Source organism: Aeromonas sp. MaB10011B (genome assembly GCF_017939325.1).
Classification (GTDB): domain Bacteria; phylum Pseudomonadota; class Gammaproteobacteria; order Enterobacterales; family Aeromonadaceae; genus Aeromonas; species Aeromonas caviae.
This window is the reverse complement of record NZ_JAGKRK010000021.1, coordinates 21602-40481: the sequence shown is the minus strand read 5'-3', so window position 1 is coordinate 40481 and position 18880 is coordinate 21602. Positions and strand designations below refer to the sequence as shown.

The following is an 18880-nucleotide window of genomic DNA, read 5'->3' as shown; positions in this document are numbered from 1 at the left end:
ACTCTCCGCTACTGATTTGATCTGGCTGAACTTCTTCACCATTAATATTTCTAAATACAAAGTTCGAGCCCTCCTGGCAAATTTCCAGATTTGAAAGTAATCTGTTAATAGAGTCTAATCGCTCTGTGCGAAAGTTCTTAGTTTGATTAAGCCTTATTTCAGGGTTGTCCTGCAGTTTTCTTAAATATGCTGTTTCAACCTCCCTAAGTAGGTTTGCAGAAGCTGCCTTAAAGTTAGCAGCTTGATTCATTCTTCGCGCATAGCCAATCCAGTTTGGATCACTTTCCATGTTGGTCATAATGTTTCCATCTCGCTTGAAAACACCTGCGCGCTCTGGGCTTATATACCTCACGTTAAACTCACTGTTTCCCATAAAGTATTGGTCTATTGCTCGAAGAAACCTACTTTTACCGGCACCATTTCTCCCTAGTAGTATATTTATACTTTTTAGGTTATTAGCTCTTACTTCACCGATGTCTAAAGTATCTCGTATCATATATAACTCTTGGTTTGTATGTGAATATACTGGTAATTAGATGGAAAGCGGTACGGATTTGACAATCTAGCCTTCCATGAAACTCTGCTCAATAAATAGAAGTATTAATTTAAATTATAATCTTATTCGACTATCTCTGATATAGTGACTTACTCGCTTGGATTATTCTTTTCGCTATGGAAAGTGCGAACAAGTATCCCAAGAACAAAAAATGAAAATTTTAGTCATTTAATATCAATGGGTTACCAGTAAATGCTCTCGTGCCATATGACTTATTCGCACCTTCCCTAGCTTCGACTTTAACCACATATTCATATCGCTAACGACCTCTTTACGCAGGTTTTTCCCGTCACTGTCCTTCAATCCATGATCGAGTTTTTCGTAACGCCGATATTCAATATTGTTTTTCCCTAGGTCTTTAAGGCGCTGCCACAATTCATCTGTTTTTTGCGGTGATACCGACGTGTCTCTCCCTCCCTGAACGATCAGCAAAGGAGATTTTACGTTTTGCAGGGTATCAAGCTGATCGAGGGAGAGCATCTGCTGCCACCAATGATAACCATGTCCGCTCACCTCAAGCTCAAAGGGTTTGCTGTGAAGAACATGCTCGGCAAACTCTTTAAAGTCATCGACCTCTTTTCTCGCCGCTTCGGGGTTTTTATGCTTTACCTCGATGCTGTGTGAAACGTCATCGATAAACCAGCGGCCACCGCCATTAAAGGCGATGGTGGCATCGATAGAGTCAATATCTGCGCTCACCAGGTTGGCGATAACGGCACCTTCACTGCCGCCCAATTGGATGAGCTTTTTGTATTGCCCGTCTTTTCGAACGATATCGAGCACAGTGTTGATATCCGCGACTCGCTGCGCAGGATTGTCCTTTTCAAAGTATTGAGCAGGGCAGTCCTTGCGTGCCGGGTCGGTACTGTATTTTAACTTGCGATTGATGCCGTACTTTTCGATTAGCAACACATCAGCTTCTGGCCAGACATTTTTATACTCGGTGAGTATGGAGTCTATGTTAAGCACGCTATTGCAATCAGAGCCTTGCAGGATCAACAGCAGTGTATCTGTGTCATGGGCATGTTGGACAAGATAATAGGAAATAAACGAACCATCATCTCTGCTAACTGTGCGAGTCATGATCGCTGTTGCGCTTACCGAGCAGGAAAAAATGAGCAAGAGTAAAGATATTGCGCGGACTTGCATATTATTCCCTGAGAGTCATGATAGAGGCAGTACGTTAATAAGTGCTGAAACCTTCATTCCTCTTGAATGGAAAAAGGGCTGAGGAAGCGTAGTGAAAACCGCCCCAGCCCGGCTTTTATTGGTTCTCGCACCCTGTTATCAGTGATTAACCACCAAATTCACGGCTAATAATTTGTGTGGGGACAACATTCTCTGGCAAGTCACTCGACATTTTTTGAGCAAGTTCACCAGCCAAACCAAACGCGTTGTCAATGGGGTCGACCTTTATTCCGCTTTCGACAGCCAACTCCAAAAACTTCTTGCCAATCTGATTGCACGTATCAACCCATTTTTTGGGCAGCTCCCCCATGGTGAGCTTGGGTTGACAGACCAGTTGAAATGTATTTTTTCCTTCTTGTATTTGAAATGCCACATCAACAAATTCACTTTTATATGGGTTGGCTAGCGCACTTGAACTAAGTAAAAAAACAGCACCAATAGAGGATTTTTTCATGACACGTCCTTGTGAATAGTAATGCCCATCAAGGGGCTGATAACATATAACCGCTAAACTCTGCGGCAACAAAAATAACCATTTAGGTCAATGGGGCTGAAAACACCGAGCGATGAAAGTTTCTTTTTACCCATCGATTGTGCATCCGTTTCGTGACCAGGTTCCCTCTGGCTTTTGACCTCATTGCCAATCAATATACTCTTGAGGTGGTCGTTCAATATCGATCATGTGTGCAGCAGAAAATAGAATTTCAACGCCAAAACCGAGAGGGACATCAACCTCATCAGGAACAATACAACGTGGCTGGAAGTCCAGTCTGACTTTGGTTGCATCACCTATTTTTAGTTACCGTTCGACCCCATCCCTCTTTATCCCACTCTGGTTCATGTGACCATGCTCGTTTGTTGGGCGCCGCTGCGCTCTGCACCAACCGGCAAAAAACACGCTACCGCCCCTGAATTTCAGCCTCCAGCCTGCTGCACTTTTCCTGTGGCTCCGGTCTGGTTCATGGCTGACTCCGACAAGAGGTGATCCCGATTGCCATGTTACCGAACGGAGCTGGTTAGGGAAGGGGGATCGGGTGATTTCTCGGGCAAGATCAATAAATTGGGGGGACAGCGGGGCCTGCGTCAGGTTGGATAAGAAGGCTCTCAAGGCGCAACGCGTTCCCGCTTTCCCGCTCAAGGCCCACGATTCACGGTGTATGGATGGGAGAGTGAGCGAGGTCATTGCCCTGCCGAGTGCCATGCGGTGCAGCCGAGAGGGGTGGCCTGGCACGGGCGAGCAGGTGGTTGGGAGGGGGCGAAAGAGCCGCGGGTTCAGTCGAGGACTCGAATTTGAAACCCGCTCAGACGCCCATGCTCCACTCAAAAGAGGGGCCCGCTGCCGGTGACGGCAGGGGCCCGTTTTTATTGTTAGCGCACGGTCTTTGGGTCTGGTTTCCTCCGTGAAGGCTTAGCGGGCGAGCAGGGGTTGGCCGCTGGTCAGGGCGGCACTGGTTGGCCGGGTGGCGGGATGCTGCTGGAACTGGCGCACCAGCCGCTCCAGATCCCCGAGCTGCTTCACGAGGGCAATGATGCCCTGCACGGCGTGGCGGCTGCCCTGGCTGGAGTCGTCGGCCAGACGCTTGATGTCCAGCACGCTGTGGTGGATGTCCTGGGTGACCAGGGATTGCTCCTGCACCGCCTGGGCTATCTGGTTGCTGCCTGCGGTCACCTGCAACAGGCGTTCGCTTATCTGTTGCAGGATATCGCCAGTGGCGGCGGCCTTGAGGCGGCAACTGGCGGAGAGCTGCTCCCCTTGCTCCATGGCCTGCTGGGCATCGTCGGCGCTGGCCTGCAAGAGGCTTATCATCTGCTGGATCTCGCCGGTGGAGGATTGGGTCTTGATGGCCAGGGTGCGGATTTCGTCCGCCACCACCGAGAAGCCGCGACCGGACTCGCCTGCCCGGGCCGCTTCGATGGCCGCATTGAGGGCCAGCAGGTTGGTCTGGTTGGCGATGTTGTTGATGACGTCCAGGATGCCGTCGATGGCGCGGCACTGGCTGGCCAGCGCCTCTATCACGGCGCGGGAGGTGAGCAGCTCGCCGTGAACCCCTTCCACCGCCGCCACGGTATCGAGCACGCTGCGATTGCCCTCCCGAAACAGCACGGCGGTGTTGTCCAGGCTGTCCGAGGAGGCGCTCGAGCTGTGGGAGACCTCGCGAATGGACGCCGTCATCTCGGTGATGGCGGTCGCGACCTGGTTGGTCTGGGCCTGCTGTTGTTGCAGGTTGCCGGTGATGGACTCGGCATTGTTCAGATCCGTCTGCGCCGCCTGCACGAGCTGCTGGCAGGTCTGCTGGGTGCGGGCCAGCACCGCATTGAACTCGGCCTGGTTCATCTTCATGGCGAGCTCGACGGCAGCCAGACGATCGACCCGGCCGGTATACAGCAGTTGCATCAAGGGGTTGTCGAAACGGTGGCGGGCCAGGGTCTCCAGCCGGGCGAGGCGCCGGGAGAGGGTCTGGCAGATGACGAGCGCAACCACCAGGGGCAGGGCGCCGATGAGCAGAGGCCAGCCCGGGCCGTGCTGATAGCCGAGGGTGACCAGACTGGCCAGCAGCGCCATCAGGCAGAGGTGGATCCCCAGGGTGTGGCAGCAGGGGGGGCAGGCGCAGGGCCCGGGGGGTCTTGCCGCGGCGCATCTCGTCATAGACCCGCTCCGCACGCTGCTTGACCGCGTCGTCCGGCGCCGTGCGCACCGGCTGGTACTCCACCACCTTGCCGCTTGCGTCCTGAATGGGGGTGACGAAGGCGTTGACCCAGTAGTGATCCCCGTTCTTGCAGCGGTTCTTGAGCGGGCCCATCCAGCTTTTGCCTTCCCGCAGATGGCGCCACATGTCGGCAAACGCCTGGGGCGGCATGTCGGGGTGGCGGACCAGGTTGTGAGGGGCCCCTTGCAGCTCCTCCAGGGTGAAGCCGGCTATCTGGCAGAACTCGTCGTTGGCATAGGTGATGCGGCTCTCCAGATCCGTGGTGGAAATCAGGTTCTGGTGCGACGGGTAGAGGCGCTCACGCTGGGTAACGGGTTGATTGACTCTCATGGTACTTCCTGCCTGACAGAGGAAAGAGAGTCTGGTTGCAATTCGTACACCAGAGTGCCCAAAAACGCTTAAATTGCGTTCTATATGTCTCTTTTGTGCTCAAAGCCCGTAGATGGGGGAACAGGGCCCGGGCTCGCGTCCGCCCCTGCCGTCAGGATTCGCTTTTTGGGAGCCGTTTTGGCAATGGCGGGGCGGGTTTCGCAATTTGGCAAGGCGGGGCCGGGGCCTCCGCCAGCCTCAGGCGGGCAGATCCGGCTCGCTGACCGGGGTCGGTATCTGGGTCTCTATCAGCAGGTGGGTGGAGAGCAGGGTCTTCAGATCCTGCAGGTACTCCTCCAAAGGGGGCTCGTCCAGCAGCAGGGCAAGCTCGTTGCCGATGGGGGTGAGCCGGTAATAGAGCAGGGTGAGGTTGCTCTGGCGTTGGCGCAGACGCCAGCGCTGGTTGCCAAAGGCCAGCTCGACCCCGTCGGCGGGCAGGGGACCGGATTCGAGCTCGCCACGGTGCAGCAGCCCGAGATCGCACAGCAGCAGCAGGGCGCTGTAGGGTACCCGGTATTTGCCGAGCCCCATCCGGGTGACCTTGGCGCGACTGAGCAGGCTGGCCCCCTTGTGCATGCCCAGCAGCAGGCGCTGTTCGTCGCTGCCCTCGTAGTGGCAGGAGAGGGCGCAGATGCGCTGGAACAGCTGGGCTTCGCGCTGGGTCATCTCCTTGAGGGTGTTGAGGGCCCGGATGGAGAAGCGGCCCGGGGTCGCCACTTCCAGGGCGAAGATGCGGCCCCACAACTGCTGCATGGGGGTCATGCTGATGTCTTCGGCCAGTTGCAGGAAGCGGGTGAGCCAGTCGCTGTCTATCTCGCCGCCGGCGGCGGTCTCTTCACAATGACGGGAGGCCATCACCATGATGGCTTCCAGATTGCGCTGGCGGGTAGCCTGATCCGCCAGATGGCGAAAGGTGGCGCGCTGCTCGAAGGTGCTGTCGCTGTTGCGGGTGAGCATGCCATCGATGCCGCGGCTGCGGGCCAGGCGCAGGGTCTGCTCCTGGCTGCTCAGGATGGAACTCTCTTTCTTGGGGGGCAGGTCAGCCATGCTGGCTCCGTGATGGCAAGGTCTGGTAGTGAATGTTACTCCAACCAGATCCATGAACAATCCCTTTGCCGGGGTCGTCACGGGATAAAAAAATGGCCTCCCGGGGGAGGCCATCAGGGGCTCACTCTTCGTAGACGCTGACCTCGACCGCGTCCATGGAGTAGGAGGCGGTGGCCATCTCGTGGCTGGAGCTGACGGTGTGCATCTTGCCTTTGACCCAGATGGCGTCCCAGAGGTCATCCACCGGCGCCCCCTTGGGGTAGCTCACGTAGATCACCTGGTTGGTGGGCGGGGGCGGCACGTGAATGCAGGCGCCGAAGTAGGGGACCAGCAGGAAGGCGGTGATGGTCTTGGCATCCCCTTCCAGGGGCACCACGAACCCGGGGATCCGCACCTCCTGATTGTCCAGCTTCTTGTTGACGCCCCCCACCGGCTGCGGCACCGAGGAGAAGTCGCCATCATGGCTGACCTGGGGCGGTGGCAGCAGTTTTTCCCCCTCCGGGATGAGGATATCCCAGTCGATGGTCTTGTAATCTGCGGCCATGGCAGGCAGCACCAGCAGGCTGGTCAGCAGCGCCACTATTTTCCACTTCATCATCTGTTCTTCTCTCTTGGTCGGATGCGTCGGGTCAGACGCGAATGCTCATGCCGTCGCTCAGGCTGTAGCGGTAAGCGCGGGCGGCAGGCAGCAGCCCGATCACCATGCCCGCCAGCCAGACCAGGCCCAGCAGTTGCCACTCATAGGCGCTCGGCAGACCCAGGCTCATTTGCAGGCCATAGTGGCTGAGCAGCCAGGGGCTAGCAAGCCCCTGCCCGAGATAGAGTGCGGCCACCCCGAGGGCGATGCCCGCCGTGGTGAGCGCCATCGCCTCCAGCGCCAGCAGCAGGAAGAGGTGGGCAGGGCCCGCCCCCAGGGAGCGCAGAATGGCGAGCTCGCGGCGCCGCTCGTTGAGGCCGGCGAGCAGGGTGGTCAGCATGCCGATGAGGCCCGCCACCACCACGAAGCCCGCGATCACCGACAGGGCGGTCTCCGCCACGCTCATCAGCCCCCAGAGCTCCTGCAGGGCGGCTCCCGGCAGGATGGCCATCAGGGGCTCTTTGGGATAGGTGTTGACGCTGCGCTGCAACTGGAACGCCAGGATCCGGTTGCTCAGCCCCACCATGAAGGCGGTGATGGTCTTGGGGGTGAGATCCAGCGCCATCGCCTGTTCCGGGGTCACGTTCTTGCTGTGACGACCGGTGTCCCAGCCCAGATGGATCGCCTCTATGCCCGCCAGCGGCACATGGATAGTGCGATCGATGGGGGTGCCGGTGGGGGCCAGGATCCCCACCACCTTGAACGGCATGTTGTCGTGCTGGCTGAACGAGGTGTTGCCGGCGCCATGGGCGATGACGATGGATTGATCCAGGTGATAGCCGAGCTTTTCGGCCACCTGGGCACCCAGCACCGCTTCAAACGGTGTTTCGAAGGGGCGGCCTTCGCGCAGGACGAGCGCCTGCTGCTGGCCGTACTTCAGGTGGGTGAAGTAGTCCCCATTGGTGCCGAGCACGCGAAACCCCTTGTGGGAGTCGCCAAGGGAGAGGGGGATGGTCCAGGCGATACCGGGCCTGGCCTTGATGGCCTGGTAGGAGTCCCAGCCCACGTTGTTGGTGGGGTTGCCGATGCGAAACACCGAATAGAGCAGCAGGTTCACCTGACCGGAGCGGGCGCCGACGATGAGATCGGTGCCCGAGACGGTGTTGGCGAAGCTGTCCCGTGCCTGACTGCGCACCCGCTCCACCCCGAGCAGCAGGGTGACGCTGATGGCGACGGCCAGCAGGGTGAGCCCGGCGGTGAGGCGACGGGCCCAGAGACTTTGCAGGGCGAGTTTCAGCATGAGAGCCTCCGCAGTGAAGGGGAGATGGCCGGACGGGCTACGAAATGATGGCGTGTGGTCATGCCGCCCTCCGGTTGAGCTGTTGCAGGTTCTCCACCCGGGGGAAGAGGGGCTCCAGATAGGGATCGTGACTGACGAAGACCAGGGTAGATCCCTGCTTGTCACACTCCTCGAACAGCAGCCGGATGAAGGCGGCCCGGTTGTCGGTGTCCAGGGCCGAGGTGGGCTCGTCGGCTATCACCAGAGGAGGGGAGCCTATCAGGGCGCGGGCGGCGGCGACTCGCTGCTGCTGGCCGATGCTGAGGGCGTGGACGGGGTGATGGAGCGCCTCATCCGGCAGTTGCAGTTCTGCCAGCAGGCGGCGCGCCTCCTGCTCGGGGCTCCCTGTCAGGCGGGCCCGCTTGGCGGGTGAAAAGGTGAGGGCAGCGGTGACGTTGTCCTGCACCGAGAGAAACGGCAGCAGATTGAACTGCTGGAAGATGTACCCCAGATTGGCCGCCCGGAACTGGTCACGGGCGCGGCCGGAAAGCCGGGCCAGGGGCTGGCCCAGCACTTCCAGGGTGCCGTGGTTGGCGGTCTGGATACCGGCCAGCAACCCAAGCAGGGTGGACTTGCCACAACCCGATGGGCCCTTGATGAAGACGCGCTCACCCTCGTGGATGCGAAGGGCGGGCAGATCGAGGACGGCTTCGTGACCCGGCCAGGCAAAGGCCAGATCACGGATCTCAACCACGGCATGTTTCATGGTGTTACCAGCCCAGTTTGTTGGCGGACGGAGTCAGTTCGGCGGCGGTCTGGCCGGTGGGCAGTATGCCCTGCACGCTCAGCTTCTCCAGGCTCGGGTAGAGGCTGAACAGGGTGGCCTCGAGACCGGTGAGCTTGGCCGGGGTAGCGCAGGTGTAGGTGTACATGGCTCCCATGTCCGCATGGCCCGCGTCGTCGTGATGGTGTTCATCGTGAGCGCCATCAGCCTTGTCGTGCTCGTGCTCGTGCTCGTGCTCGTGCTCATGGTCATGATCTTCCTTGGCGGCCTGCAGCTCCTGCTGGGTCAGCTTGCAGCCGGCGGCCGGGTCGAAACGGAAGAGGGCGTCGGGCTGCTGGAGGCGGGCCACCGCCTTGGCATACTGCGCTTTCTCCTCATCGGTGTTGGCGGCATGCTCGAAGCCCACCAGATCGGCGGCAGGGGCCTGCAACTCGATCATCAGCTGGTTGCCGTCGAGTACCAGGTTGAGGTGGCCGTGACCGTGCTCATGGGCACCGTGGCTGTGGCTTTCGTGTTCGTCGTGATGGGCCTGGGCGCCGAAGGCGGCAGCGGCCAGCAACAGGGTGACTGCTTTCATCGTTAATCCTTTTGAATAAATAGAGAAAAGATTGGTTCAAAAAAAGAAACAATGAAGGGGCGGCGGGGCGCGGATACGGCGATGTCCCGTGGTGCCGGTGGCCGCCCTCGGTTGGGGAGTGCCGATATACCGGTCGATGCCAAAGGAGAGGGAAGGGAGAACGGGGGTCGGCGTCAGTGCCAGCTTGCCATCCAGATGCAGGACGCAGAAGGTGCAGGCATGACCGTGATCGGGCAGGGCAGCTTCAAGAGGGTGCTGTGCCAGCGCCGGTTGCATCCACAACCAGCCCAGCAGCAACACCCAGATTGTCAGTGTGGAACGACCCATAGACCCTTGTGGAAAGGGCGCCATCAGCGCCCTTCTCTCTGATTCAGAGATGGGACTGGATGAGCCCCATCACCTTGGTTATCTCGGCGGCATCGAGCTGGCCATCTTTGGCAAACAGCACCTTGCCCTCTTTATCCAGCAGTATGATGGCCGAACTTTCCGGGGTGAGCGCCCAGGCGTTGCGGGCCATCCCCTTGGCATCCAGCACCATGGCGGACCAGGGGAACTCTTTCTTGCTGTCCTCGGCACTGCTCTTCACGAAACCGGACGTGCCCCAGATGGCGTCATTGCTGTTGATGATGGTGACGGTCTGGTACTTGTCGTGGGGCAGCTTGGCCGCCTTGATCGCCTCGATCATGGGGGCATTGAGCTCCTTGGCGCTGGAGCGACCCGCGATGTGCTGGATCAGGAAGACCTTGCCGGTCAGGACCTTGCTCTGCCAGGGCTGATAGCTGATCTCCTTCTCCTTGAGCACCAGCTCCCCCTTGTCGCTGATGTTGACCAGCGGCACCTGGGTTGATTCCTTGATGTTGTGGGCCATGACCAGGGTTGGCAGCAGCGCCAGAGTAAGCACGAGATGTTTCATCCGGATGACACTCCTTTGTGATGTTATAACGATTTTTGGGTCGAGGGAATGGGACCCTGAACATCCTAAACTGATCGGATCTGTTTAAAAAGTGTTAAATAATGCAGGGTGCGACGGTGATCTTGTCAACATGGGCGCCATCCCCCAATGACGGCGGCAAGGATGGCATGTCATCCATCAAAAGCAAGTGATGGTCAGAAGAGGCTAGTAGAGCGGTTCGCTGATCAAGGGAATCTGGGCCATGGTCATCTGCTGGGCCAGCAGGGGAGAACCGGTGAGCAGCACGTGGCGCTGATTGCCGATCACCAGGGTGTCTCCCTCAAGGCCGCTGTCGGCCGTGATGGCGAGCCAGGCCGGCGAGACGCTGCCGATGCTGATGTTCGGATAGATGATGCTGAGACTGTACTGGGGCGCCAGCTCCGCCAGCAGACTGGCCATGAGCAGCGCCTTCTCGTCGCTGTCGGCCTTGTTGTCCTGCAGGGCCTGCAAGGGCGGAGCGAAGTGGTCCATCTGCTCGGGCGGGGTGGGGATGCCGCTCAGCCACTCCTGCAGCAGGGTGACGCTGGTGGCGAGATCCTTGGCCGAAAACTGCTGTGCCAGGGGTTTGAGGTCTCCCTTGAACTGATAGAACAGCTGGGAGTAGTTGGGGCGCACACAGGGCAGCTTCTGGTTGGCCGGGTGCACGCAGGGCTGGACCCGCATTTCGTAGAAGGCGTCCTCCTGATATTGCCGGTAGGCCTGCCAGAACTGGGCGGATTCGAGGCTGCTGTCGTGCAGGGTAAAGGCCTGTTCCAGGTTGCGGAACTTGGTGGCCGTCTCCGGGCTGTGCTGGTTGATCTGGTTGATGCTGTTGTAGAGGCGCGGACTGATGTAGGAGTAGAGTGTTTCCAGCGGGAAGTTGAGGGCGGTGTCGAGCTGTGTCATCTCGTGACGGCTGGCTGAAAAGGTGCGCTCATCCGCCGTCAATTGCAGGTGCTTTTGCTGACCATCCGCAGATTGCCACTGCCAGCTCAGGTTGATCTCGTTGGCCTGCACCATGGTGCCGAAGAGCAGACTGCACAGAAAGCCTTGTGCCAGTTTCATGGTGCGCCTCCGCCTAGGTTGATAATAAACAACTAGGTGAGTGACCGGCATTTGGATTGGTCTGGTGACAGATATATTGGTAATTATCTGATCTGACTTTAAATTTAATTCAGGAAATAAGTCATGGGGGAAATCATCATGAAGCTTGTTTCACGGTTTCTGCTGATATTGGTGGCCACGCCGGCGCTGGCGGGGCAGGTCATCGTCAATCAGGGATTGTCCAGCGCGGATACCTTCGCCCTGCGGGATCAGCTGGCCCGGGAGCATGAATGGCAGGAGTGGCTGCGCTTCCAGCAGGCCATCAAGTGGCTGGAGGTGCTGCCGGTCAACTGCGATCTGGTGGGAGGTGCCGGTCAGGAATATCGCTGCGGTGATGACTATTACCGCCCCTATCGGCAAAACGGGCGCGACCTCTATATCCAGGGGGATCCCCCCGGAGCGTCCCCGCAACGACCCATAAAAAAGGCGCCATAAGGCGCCTTTTTTGCGAGGAATACGCTTATTTTGCAGCGTAACGCTCGGCAGAGGTCTTGATCTCGGCTTCGGCAGCGGCCTTGTCGCCCCAACCTTCCACCTTGACCCACTTGCCCGCTTCCAGCTCTTTGTAGCGCTCGAAGAAGTGCTGGATCTGAGCTTTCAGCAGCTCGGGCAGATCGTTCACATCCTGGATGTGATCGTACTGCTTGGTCAGCTTGGAGTGGGGTACGGCCACGATCTTGGCGTCTTCGCCAGATTCGTCGGTCATCTTCAGCACGCCGACCGGGCGGCAGCGGATGACGGAGCCGGCCAGCAGCGGGTAGGGAGTCGGAACCAGCACGTCGACCGGATCCCCGTCTAGGGACAGGGTGGCGTTCACGTAACCGTAGTTGCACGGGTAGAACATCGGGGTGGACATGAAACGGTCAACGAAGATGGCGCCACTGTCCTTGTCGACTTCGTATTTGATCGGGTCGGCGTTCTGCGGGATTTCGATGATGACGTAGATGTCGTCAGGCAGGCTCTTGCCGGCCGGTACCAGGTTCAGGCTCATGACGTTTCCTTTGAGTGTTGGAGTCAAGTTTGCAGGCCGACATTATAGCGATGTCCCGTCAAATGACCATATTTCAAGGGCCGGGTGGTGTGTTGGAGGGTGGCTTTTCCCCGCGCTTGCCCGATTTCTGTCGTCTGCGGGCACCGATGCCTTCGCTCCCCATGGGCGCGGCTTGTGCCACCGGGTCAACAGACCCTAGAATGCGCACTCCCTTTACTGGAAAAGGCAGCGGTATGCACATTCACATTCTCGGGATCTGCGGCACCTTCATGGGTGGTCTGGCGGTGTTGGCAAAACAGCTTGGCTATCGGGTGACCGGCTCTGACGCCAACGTCTATCCCCCCATGAGCACCCAGCTCGAGCAACAGGGCATCGAACTGACCGAAGGCTACGACCCCTCCCAGCTCGATCCGGCGCCGGATCTGGTGGTGATCGGCAATGCCATGAGCCGTGGCAACCCCTGTGTGGAATATGTGCTGGACCGCAATCTGCCCTATATCTCCGGCCCTCAGTGGCTGCTGGAGCACGTGCTGAAGGATCGCTGGGTGCTGGCCGTCGCGGGCACCCATGGCAAGACCACCACCGCCAGCATGCTGGCCTGGGTGCTGGAGTATGCCAAGCTGGAACCCGGTTTCCTCATCGGCGGCGTGCCGGGCAACTTCCCGGTTTCCGCCCGTCTCGGCTCGGCTCCCTTCTTTGTGATTGAAGCGGACGAATATGACTGCGCCTTCTTCGACAAGCGATCCAAGTTTGTCCACTACCACCCGCGCACCCTGGTGATGAACAACCTGGAGTTCGACCACGCTGACATCTTCCCGGATCTCGCCGCCATCCAGCGTCAGTTCCACCACCTGATGCGCACCGTGCCGAGCAACGGCCGGGTGCTCTTCCCCAAAGGTGATGACAACCTTACCGCCGTGCGCGGGATGGGCTGCTGGAGCGAGGTGGAGCTGGTGGGCCAGGACGACGCCAAGTGGAAGGCGGTGAAGCTGGCCGATGACGGCTCCGCCTTCGAGGTGTGGCTGGATGGTGAAAAACAGGGGGAGGTGCACTGGGAGTGCATCGGCGAGCACAACGTCAACAACGGTCTGATGGCCATCGCCGCCGCCCGCCATGCCGGTGTCATGGTGGAGCACGGGATCAACGCCCTCTGCCAGTTCAAGTCCCCCAAGCGGCGCATGGAGCTGAAAGGGGAAGTGGCCGGCATCAGCGTCTATGACGACTTTGCCCATCACCCCACCGCCATCGAGACCACCCTGGGCGGGCTGCGCGCCAAGGTGGGCAAGGCCCGCATCCTGGCGGTGCTGGAGCCCCGCTCCAACACCATGAAGCTCGGGGTTCACAAGGAGGAGCTGGCCGGTTGCTTCGACGGTGCCGACCAGGTGTTCTTCTTCCAGCCCCCCAACATCGGCTGGGATCTGGGGGAGGTGACGGCCCACATGACCCGGCCTGCCCGGGTATTCGAGGCCCTTGATGCCCTGATTGGCGCCCTGGTGGCCGAGAGCCGCCCAGGGGATCATATTCTGATCATGAGCAACGGCGGCTTCGGCGGCATTCACGACAAGCTGATCGCCCGCCTAAAGGAGCTGCAGAGCGCATCATGAACAAGGCCATCACCCTGGCGCTGACCGGCGCCTCCGGCGCTCCCTATGCCCTGCGCCTGCTGGAATGCCTGGTGCAGGCGGACTATCGGGTCTTCCTGCTCGCCTCCTCGGCGGCCAGGGTTGTGCTCAAGACCGAGCAGCAGCAGGATTGGCCGGGCTCCCCCAGGGAGCTGTCTGCGTACCTCTGTCGCCATTATGGTGCCAAAGAGGGTCAGATCGTCGCCTGCGGCAAGGAGGAGTGGTTCTCGCCGGTGGCTTCCGGCTCGGCGGCCCCCAAACAGATGGTGGTCTGCCCCTGCTCCATGGGCACCGTCTCGGCCATTGCCAACGGCACCTCGGACAACCTGCTAGAGCGGGCGGCGGACGTGGTGATCAAGGAGCGGGGCCAGCTGATTCTGGTGCCCCGGGAGAGCCCCTTCTCGGCGATCCATCTGGAGAACATGCTCAAGCTTGCCCGTCTTGGCGTGACCATCATGCCGGCGGCGCCAGGGTTCTACCATGAACCCAAAAGCATCGAGGATCTGGTGGACTTCATGGTCGCCCGCATCCTCGATCATCTGGGTGTCGAGCATGAGTTGACCAGTCGCTGGGGTTATGCAAACCACTGATACGGCGGGGAGCGGACAAAAAAGCGGCGCCGGGCTGTAAAGCCCGGCGCCGCTTTGTCAACATCAGCACGAGTCAGCTGGCCTGGATGGGGGCCGTCACGTACTTGAACAGGAAATCCGTCACCTCTTCCCGGCTCGGACGCTGCGGCTGATTGATCATCTGCATCATCACATAGCCAAAACCGGTCAGGGAGCGGGCCAGATCCTGCGCCGACAGCACGCTCTGGATCTCGCCGTTGTCGATGGCCCGTTGCAGGTGGGGGGCAATGCGCTCCAGCGCCTTGTCCAGCAGCCGGGTGTAGCGAGGCCACACTTCTTCCCGCACCGAGGAGCTCCACTCCAGCCAGATGCTGGCGTGATCGGGCTTGTCATAGGCGGCGTCAACGAACAGCTTCACGTGGCGGTGAATGCTCTCCCTGGCGGAGCCCTGACCGTTGTAGGCCTGTTCGAGGATCTGCTGTACGAAGGCTTCGATTTCTGTCAGCACTTCGTCGACCAGATCTTCACGAGTATTGAAATAGTTAAAAACGGTCGCAACCGAGACCTTTGCCTGTTCGGCTATTTCGGCATGCCCGGCACGGCCGATGCCGCGACGGGAAAATACCTCGACGGCACACTCCATCAATTGATCACGGCGAGCCTCCGGCGAAAGCCGGGTTCGACGTCTTATTTCTGCGCGTGGTTCCATAGTTTTTTCATCTAATAGTTATTGATTATGGTGTTTATAGTATTGTCACCGATAATGCCCGAAGGCTTGCTAACTCTATCAATTAAAATAAGCCGATAAAAGCATCACGTATGCCTGACGCCCACTGGTTGGAGTGGTAGAATCCTCGGTTTTGACGTTAATGAACGGCCAATAACCCTTTGGTCATTATTGGAGTATGTGATGAAACACATTGTCGAGGTGATGATCCCCGAGGCCGAGGTTGCAGCCCGGATCGCCACGCTGGGTGAAGAGATTACCGCCCGTTACCAGGGCTCCGAGGAAGTGGTCATGATCGGCCTGTTGCGCGGCTCCTGCGTCTTCCTGGCGGATCTCTGCCGTCAGTGCCAGTTGCCCATCACCCTGGACTTTATGACTGCCTCCAGCTATGGCTCCGGCATGCACAGTACCCGTGACGTGCGCATCCTCAAGGATCTGGATGACGACATCAAAGGCAAGGACGTGGTGATCGTGGAGGACATCATCGACACCGGTTACACCCTCAACAAGGTGCGCGAGATCCTCTCCCTGCGCGAGCCGAAATCCCTGGCCATCTGCACCCTGCTGGACAAACCGTCCCGCCGCGAGGTTCAGGTGCCGGTGGACTGGCTTGGCTTCTCCATCCCGGACGAGTTCGTGGTGGGCTGTGGCATTGACTACGCCCAGAAGTACCGTAACCTGCCTTTCATTGGCAAGGTGGTACCGCAAGAGTAAGCCGGGTCCGAAGTAGCAAGGCAGGCTGGCCGGCCCGCCATCGACTGTCTTCAGGCGGCGTCACAGCCGCCTTTTCTGTCTCGAGATGGGCTCATCCATCACAGGGGTTGCAATGAACGCATTGGAAATCAGCGGTCTGAAGAAGACCTATCAGGGGGGCGTCGAAGCCCTCAAGGGCATCGATCTCACCGTCAAACAGGGGGATTTCTTCGCCCTGCTCGGTCCCAACGGGGCGGGCAAATCCACCACCATCGGCGTGATCAGCTCACTGGTCAACAAGAGTGCCGGCAAGGTGAAGGTATTCGGTCATGACATCGATACCGATCTGGAGCTGGCCAAGTCCCAGCTCGGCCTAGTGCCCCAGGAGTTCAACTTCAGCCAGTTCGAGAAGGTGAGCCAGATAGTGACTCACCAGGCCGGTTTCTATGGAGTGCCGCGGGCCGAGGCCAAGGTGCGCGCCGAGAAGTACCTGCGTCAGCTCGATCTGTGGGACAAGCGCGACATGGCGGCCCGCACTCTCTCCGGTGGCATGAAGCGCCGGTTGATGATTGCCCGCGCCCTGATGCATGAGCCCAAGCTGCTGATCCTGGATGAGCCGACCGCCGGGGTGGACATCGAGATCCGCCGTTCCATGTGGAGTTTCCTCAAGGATCTCAACGAGCAGGGGGTGACCATCATCCTGACCACCCACTACCTGGAAGAGGCCGAGATGCTGTGCCGCAACATCGGCATCATCGACAAGGGCCGTCTCATCGAGAACACCAGCATGAAGAGCCTGCTCGGCAAGCTGGGTCGCGAGACCTTCCTGCTGGATCTGGTGCCGGGCTCCAGCGTACCGGCCCTGCCCGAGTTCAACGGCCGGATGCAGGATGAGAACACCCTGGAAGTGGAGCTGGAGAAGAGCCAGTCCCTCAACAGCCTGTTCGAGCAGCTCTCCGCCCAGGGGGTGAAGGTGCTCAGCATGCGCAACAAGGCGAATCGGCTGGAAGAGCTGTTCGTCAATCTGGTAGAGGAGGGTCGCAAAGCATGAACCCCATGACCTATTACATCGCCTTCAAGAGCATTCTGGCCAAGGAAGTGAGCCGCTTCACCCGGATCTGGATCCAGACCCTGGTGCCGCCCGCCATCACCATGAGCCTCTACTTCGTCATCTTCGGCAACCTCATCGGCTCGCGCATCGGTGACATGGGGGGCTTCAGCTACATGGAGTTCATCGTGCCCGGCCTCATCATGATGTCGGTCATCACCAACTCCTACTCCAACGTCGCCTCCTCCTTCTACAGCGCCAAGTTCCAGCGCAACGTGGAGGAGCTGCTGGTGGCGCCGGTGCCCAACTACATCATCATCGCGGGGTATGTGGGCGGTGGCGTGGCGCGCGGCCTCTGTGTCGGCCTCATCGTCACCCTGGTGTCGCTGTTCTTCGTGCCGCTGCAGATCCATCACCTGTTCAGCGTCTGCGTGACCGTGCTGCTCACCTCCATCCTCTTCTCCCTGGGGGGGCTCATCAACGCGGTGTTCGCGAAGTCGTTCGATGACATCAGCATCATCCCGACCTTCATCCTGACTCCCCTGACCTATCTGGGGGGCGTCTTCTACTCCATCACCCTGCTGCCGCCGTTCTGGCAGGGGGTCTCCCAGGTGAACCCCATCATCTACATGGTGAACGCCTTCCGCTACGGCTTCCTCGGGATCTCGGACGTGCCCCTGGGCACCGCCTATCTCATCATCATCGGCTTCATCCTGGTGCTCTACGGGATGGCCTGGTGGCTCATCTCCCGCGGCACCGGTCTGCGCCACTGAGGCGCAGCACCTGCCAGCAAAAAGGCGCCCTCGGGCGCCTTTTTATTTGCACATGTCGGTCTCAGAGCGCCGGGGCATCGTAGTCCGCGGGCTCGTCGCTGTAGACGCAGACGTTCCACTTGGCCGCGAGGCCATCATCCGCGAGGCAGTAGCGCTCGAAGAAGGCCTTGATACCGGCGCGCTGGCAGTGGGCCTCGAAGCTCGCCATGTCGCGCCAGATCTCGTTGAAGACGATGGGGAAGCTCTCCCCCTCGGCAAAGGGGCTCTGGATATGGCGGGTGACGATGTACTGCAGGCAGCCATCTTCACGCAGGGTGTCGGGTTCGAGCCTTTGCAGGACGCGGAACAGGGCCTGCTCCTGGCCCGGCTTGGGTTGGAACTGGGCGATGCAGTAAACCTTCTTGGACATCGTGGTCTCCTTGCCGTGTCTCAACCCCGCAGGGCGACGACCCGGTTGTCGATGAGGCGGGCCTTGCCCAGATAGGCGGCCATCAGGATCACCAGGCGCTGGCTCTCGGCGCTGGCGGATTCCAGGGTGTCGGCATCGACGATGTCGATGGCATCCGTCCTGAATCCCGCGTTGTCGAGGCGTTGGCTGGCCTGGGCAACCAGGGAGGGGAGGTGACTGTTCCCCGCTTCAATCTGCCCGGCAATCCAGTTCATGGTGCGCGCGAGCTCGGGAGCGATGGCCCGTTCGGCAGCGGTCAGATAGCCGTTGCGCGAAGAGAGGGCCAGCCCGTCTTCGGCCCGCACGGTCGGCACGCCCACGATCTCGATGGGCATGGCCATGTCGGCCACCATCTTGCGAATGAGCGCGAGCTGCTGGTAATCCTTCTCGCCAAAGCAGGCCACGTTCGGCTGTACCAGATTGAACAGCTTGGTGACCACGGTGCTGACCCCGCGAAAATGCCCCGGACGCAGCGCCCCTTCCAGCAGGCTGGAGATGCCGGGCACCTCGACGAAGGTCTGGCTGGCGAGCCCCTGGGGATACATGATCTCCGGCGTCGGGGTGAAGACCAGGTCGACACCGGCGGCCTCCAGGGCGGCGCAATCCTGCTCCAGGGTGCGGGGGTAGTTGGCGAGATCCTCGGCCTTGTCGAACTGCAAGGGGTTCACAAAGATGCTGACCACCACCTTGTCGCCATGGCGGCGGGCCTCCTCGACCAGGGTGAGATGACCCTGATGCAGATTGCCCATGGTGGGCACGAATGCGATGGCGCGGCCTTCGCGATGCCATTGACCGATCTGCTCGCGCAGCGCGGCGGGATTGTTCACAACCAACATCGTCAGTTCACCTTCAGATGAATCAATAAAAGAGGGGGCCGTCAGGGGGGAGG

At 59.6% G+C, this 18880-nt stretch carries 20 protein-coding genes and 2 pseudogenes; 6 read left to right on the top strand and 16 right to left on the bottom strand.

The window, feature by feature from the left end; genetic code table 11:
• From J9893_RS08255 to J9893_RS08200, 12 genes and pseudogenes are all read right to left on the bottom strand, one after another.
• Positions 1 to 496 (bottom strand): annotated as a pseudogene (locus J9893_RS08255) (ATP-binding protein); the annotation flags it as partial.
• A 234-nt stretch (positions 497 to 730) separates the two neighbouring features.
• A complete protein-coding gene (locus J9893_RS08250; RefSeq protein WP_210600806.1) occupies positions 731 to 1705 on the bottom strand; it encodes a prolyl oligopeptidase family serine peptidase in 975 nt (324 codons plus the stop codon).
• A gap of 145 nt (positions 1706 to 1850) precedes the next feature.
• Positions 1851 to 2198 carry a hypothetical protein gene (locus J9893_RS08245; protein ID WP_210600807.1) on the bottom strand — a complete coding sequence of 116 codons (348 nt, stop codon included), beginning with the start codon at positions 2196 to 2198 and terminating at the stop codon, positions 1851 to 1853.
• A 954-nt stretch (positions 2199 to 3152) separates the two neighbouring features.
• Positions 3153 to 4782 (bottom strand): annotated as a pseudogene (locus tag J9893_RS08240) (PAS domain-containing methyl-accepting chemotaxis protein).
• 237 nt (positions 4783 to 5019) lie between these two features.
• Positions 5020 to 5868, bottom strand: a complete 849-nt coding sequence (locus J9893_RS08235; RefSeq protein ID WP_210600808.1) for a TIGR03899 family protein — start codon at positions 5866 to 5868, stop codon at positions 5020 to 5022.
• Positions 5869 to 5989: 121 nt separating this feature from the next.
• Positions 5990 to 6466, bottom strand: a complete 477-nt coding sequence (locus J9893_RS08230; protein ID WP_109422197.1) for a DUF3299 domain-containing protein — start codon at positions 6464 to 6466, stop codon at positions 5990 to 5992.
• A 31-nt stretch (positions 6467 to 6497) separates the two neighbouring features.
• A complete protein-coding gene (locus tag J9893_RS08225) occupies positions 6498 to 7745 on the bottom strand; it encodes an ABC transporter permease (RefSeq protein WP_201922676.1) in 1248 nt (415 codons plus the stop codon).
• Between the two features lie 58 nt (positions 7746 to 7803).
• Positions 7804 to 8490: an ABC transporter ATP-binding protein gene (locus J9893_RS08220; protein ID WP_201957025.1), complete on the bottom strand. Its 687-nt coding sequence runs from the start codon at positions 8488 to 8490 to the stop codon at positions 7804 to 7806.
• A gap of 4 nt (positions 8491 to 8494) precedes the next feature.
• Positions 8495 to 9085, bottom strand: coding sequence for a DUF2796 domain-containing protein (locus J9893_RS08215; protein ID WP_109112832.1), 591 nt, complete (start codon positions 9083 to 9085; stop codon positions 8495 to 8497).
• 36 nt (positions 9086 to 9121) lie between these two features.
• Positions 9122 to 9412: a hypothetical protein gene (locus tag J9893_RS08210; RefSeq protein WP_109112833.1), complete on the bottom strand. Its 291-nt coding sequence runs from the start codon at positions 9410 to 9412 to the stop codon at positions 9122 to 9124.
• Positions 9413 to 9455: 43 nt separating this feature from the next.
• Positions 9456 to 9998: a YtfJ family protein gene (locus tag J9893_RS08205; RefSeq protein ID WP_010675585.1), complete on the bottom strand. Its 543-nt coding sequence runs from the start codon at positions 9996 to 9998 to the stop codon at positions 9456 to 9458.
• A gap of 204 nt (positions 9999 to 10202) precedes the next feature.
• The gene (locus tag J9893_RS08200; RefSeq protein WP_210600809.1) at positions 10203 to 11081 is read right to left on the bottom strand and encodes a hypothetical protein; all 879 of its coding nucleotides are present in this window, start codon (positions 11079 to 11081) and stop codon (positions 10203 to 10205) included.
• 123 nt (positions 11082 to 11204) lie between these two features.
• Here J9893_RS08200 and J9893_RS08195 point away from each other — a divergent pair, with 123 nt between their 5' ends.
• A complete protein-coding gene (locus tag J9893_RS08195) occupies positions 11205 to 11555 on the top strand; it encodes a hypothetical protein (protein ID WP_010675583.1) in 351 nt (116 codons plus the stop codon).
• A 25-nt stretch (positions 11556 to 11580) separates the two neighbouring features.
• Here J9893_RS08195 and ppa read toward each other — a convergent pair whose 3' ends face one another.
• Positions 11581 to 12111: an inorganic diphosphatase gene (gene ppa, locus J9893_RS08190; RefSeq protein ID WP_005335667.1), complete on the bottom strand. Its 531-nt coding sequence runs from the start codon at positions 12109 to 12111 to the stop codon at positions 11581 to 11583.
• Positions 12112 to 12344: 233 nt separating this feature from the next.
• On the opposite strand from ppa, the gene mpl reads away from it, so the two are divergent.
• Positions 12345 to 13715: a UDP-N-acetylmuramate:L-alanyl-gamma-D-glutamyl-meso-diaminopimelate ligase gene (mpl, locus tag J9893_RS08185; RefSeq protein ID WP_210600810.1), complete on the top strand. Its 1371-nt coding sequence runs from the start codon at positions 12345 to 12347 to the stop codon at positions 13713 to 13715.
• Positions 13712 to 14323: a flavin prenyltransferase UbiX gene (locus J9893_RS08180; protein ID WP_042864976.1), complete on the top strand. Its 612-nt coding sequence runs from the start codon at positions 13712 to 13714 to the stop codon at positions 14321 to 14323. The genes mpl and J9893_RS08180 overlap by 4 nt, the downstream gene beginning before the upstream one ends.
• 73 nt (positions 14324 to 14396) lie before the next feature.
• On the opposite strand, the gene J9893_RS08175 is transcribed toward J9893_RS08180, so the two are convergent.
• The gene (locus tag J9893_RS08175) at positions 14397 to 15011 is read right to left on the bottom strand and encodes a TetR/AcrR family transcriptional regulator (RefSeq protein WP_029314803.1); all 615 of its coding nucleotides are present in this window, start codon (positions 15009 to 15011) and stop codon (positions 14397 to 14399) included.
• Positions 15012 to 15212: 201 nt separating this feature from the next.
• Between J9893_RS08175 and hpt the strand changes: the two genes are divergently transcribed.
• The 3 genes from hpt (at position 15213) to J9893_RS08160 (ending at position 17543) form a co-directional block, all read left to right on the top strand.
• Positions 15213 to 15743 (top strand): hypoxanthine phosphoribosyltransferase, encoded by a 531-nt coding sequence (gene hpt, locus J9893_RS08170; RefSeq protein ID WP_010675579.1) that lies wholly within the window; start codon positions 15213 to 15215, stop codon positions 15741 to 15743.
• A gap of 112 nt (positions 15744 to 15855) precedes the next feature.
• Positions 15856 to 16773, top strand: a complete 918-nt coding sequence (locus tag J9893_RS08165; protein WP_045521939.1) for an ABC transporter ATP-binding protein — start codon at positions 15856 to 15858, stop codon at positions 16771 to 16773.
• A complete protein-coding gene (locus J9893_RS08160; protein ID WP_010675577.1) occupies positions 16770 to 17543 on the top strand; it encodes an ABC transporter permease in 774 nt (257 codons plus the stop codon). The genes J9893_RS08165 and J9893_RS08160 overlap by 4 nt, the downstream gene beginning before the upstream one ends.
• 61 nt (positions 17544 to 17604) lie before the next feature.
• Here J9893_RS08160 and J9893_RS08155 read toward each other — a convergent pair whose 3' ends face one another.
• The gene (locus tag J9893_RS08155; RefSeq protein WP_210600811.1) at positions 17605 to 17952 is read right to left on the bottom strand and encodes a putative quinol monooxygenase; all 348 of its coding nucleotides are present in this window, start codon (positions 17950 to 17952) and stop codon (positions 17605 to 17607) included.
• A 20-nt stretch (positions 17953 to 17972) separates the two neighbouring features.
• The gene (panC, locus tag J9893_RS08150; protein ID WP_039040846.1) at positions 17973 to 18827 is read right to left on the bottom strand and encodes a pantoate--beta-alanine ligase; all 855 of its coding nucleotides are present in this window, start codon (positions 18825 to 18827) and stop codon (positions 17973 to 17975) included.
• Positions 18828 to 18880: the final 53 nt, after the last annotated feature.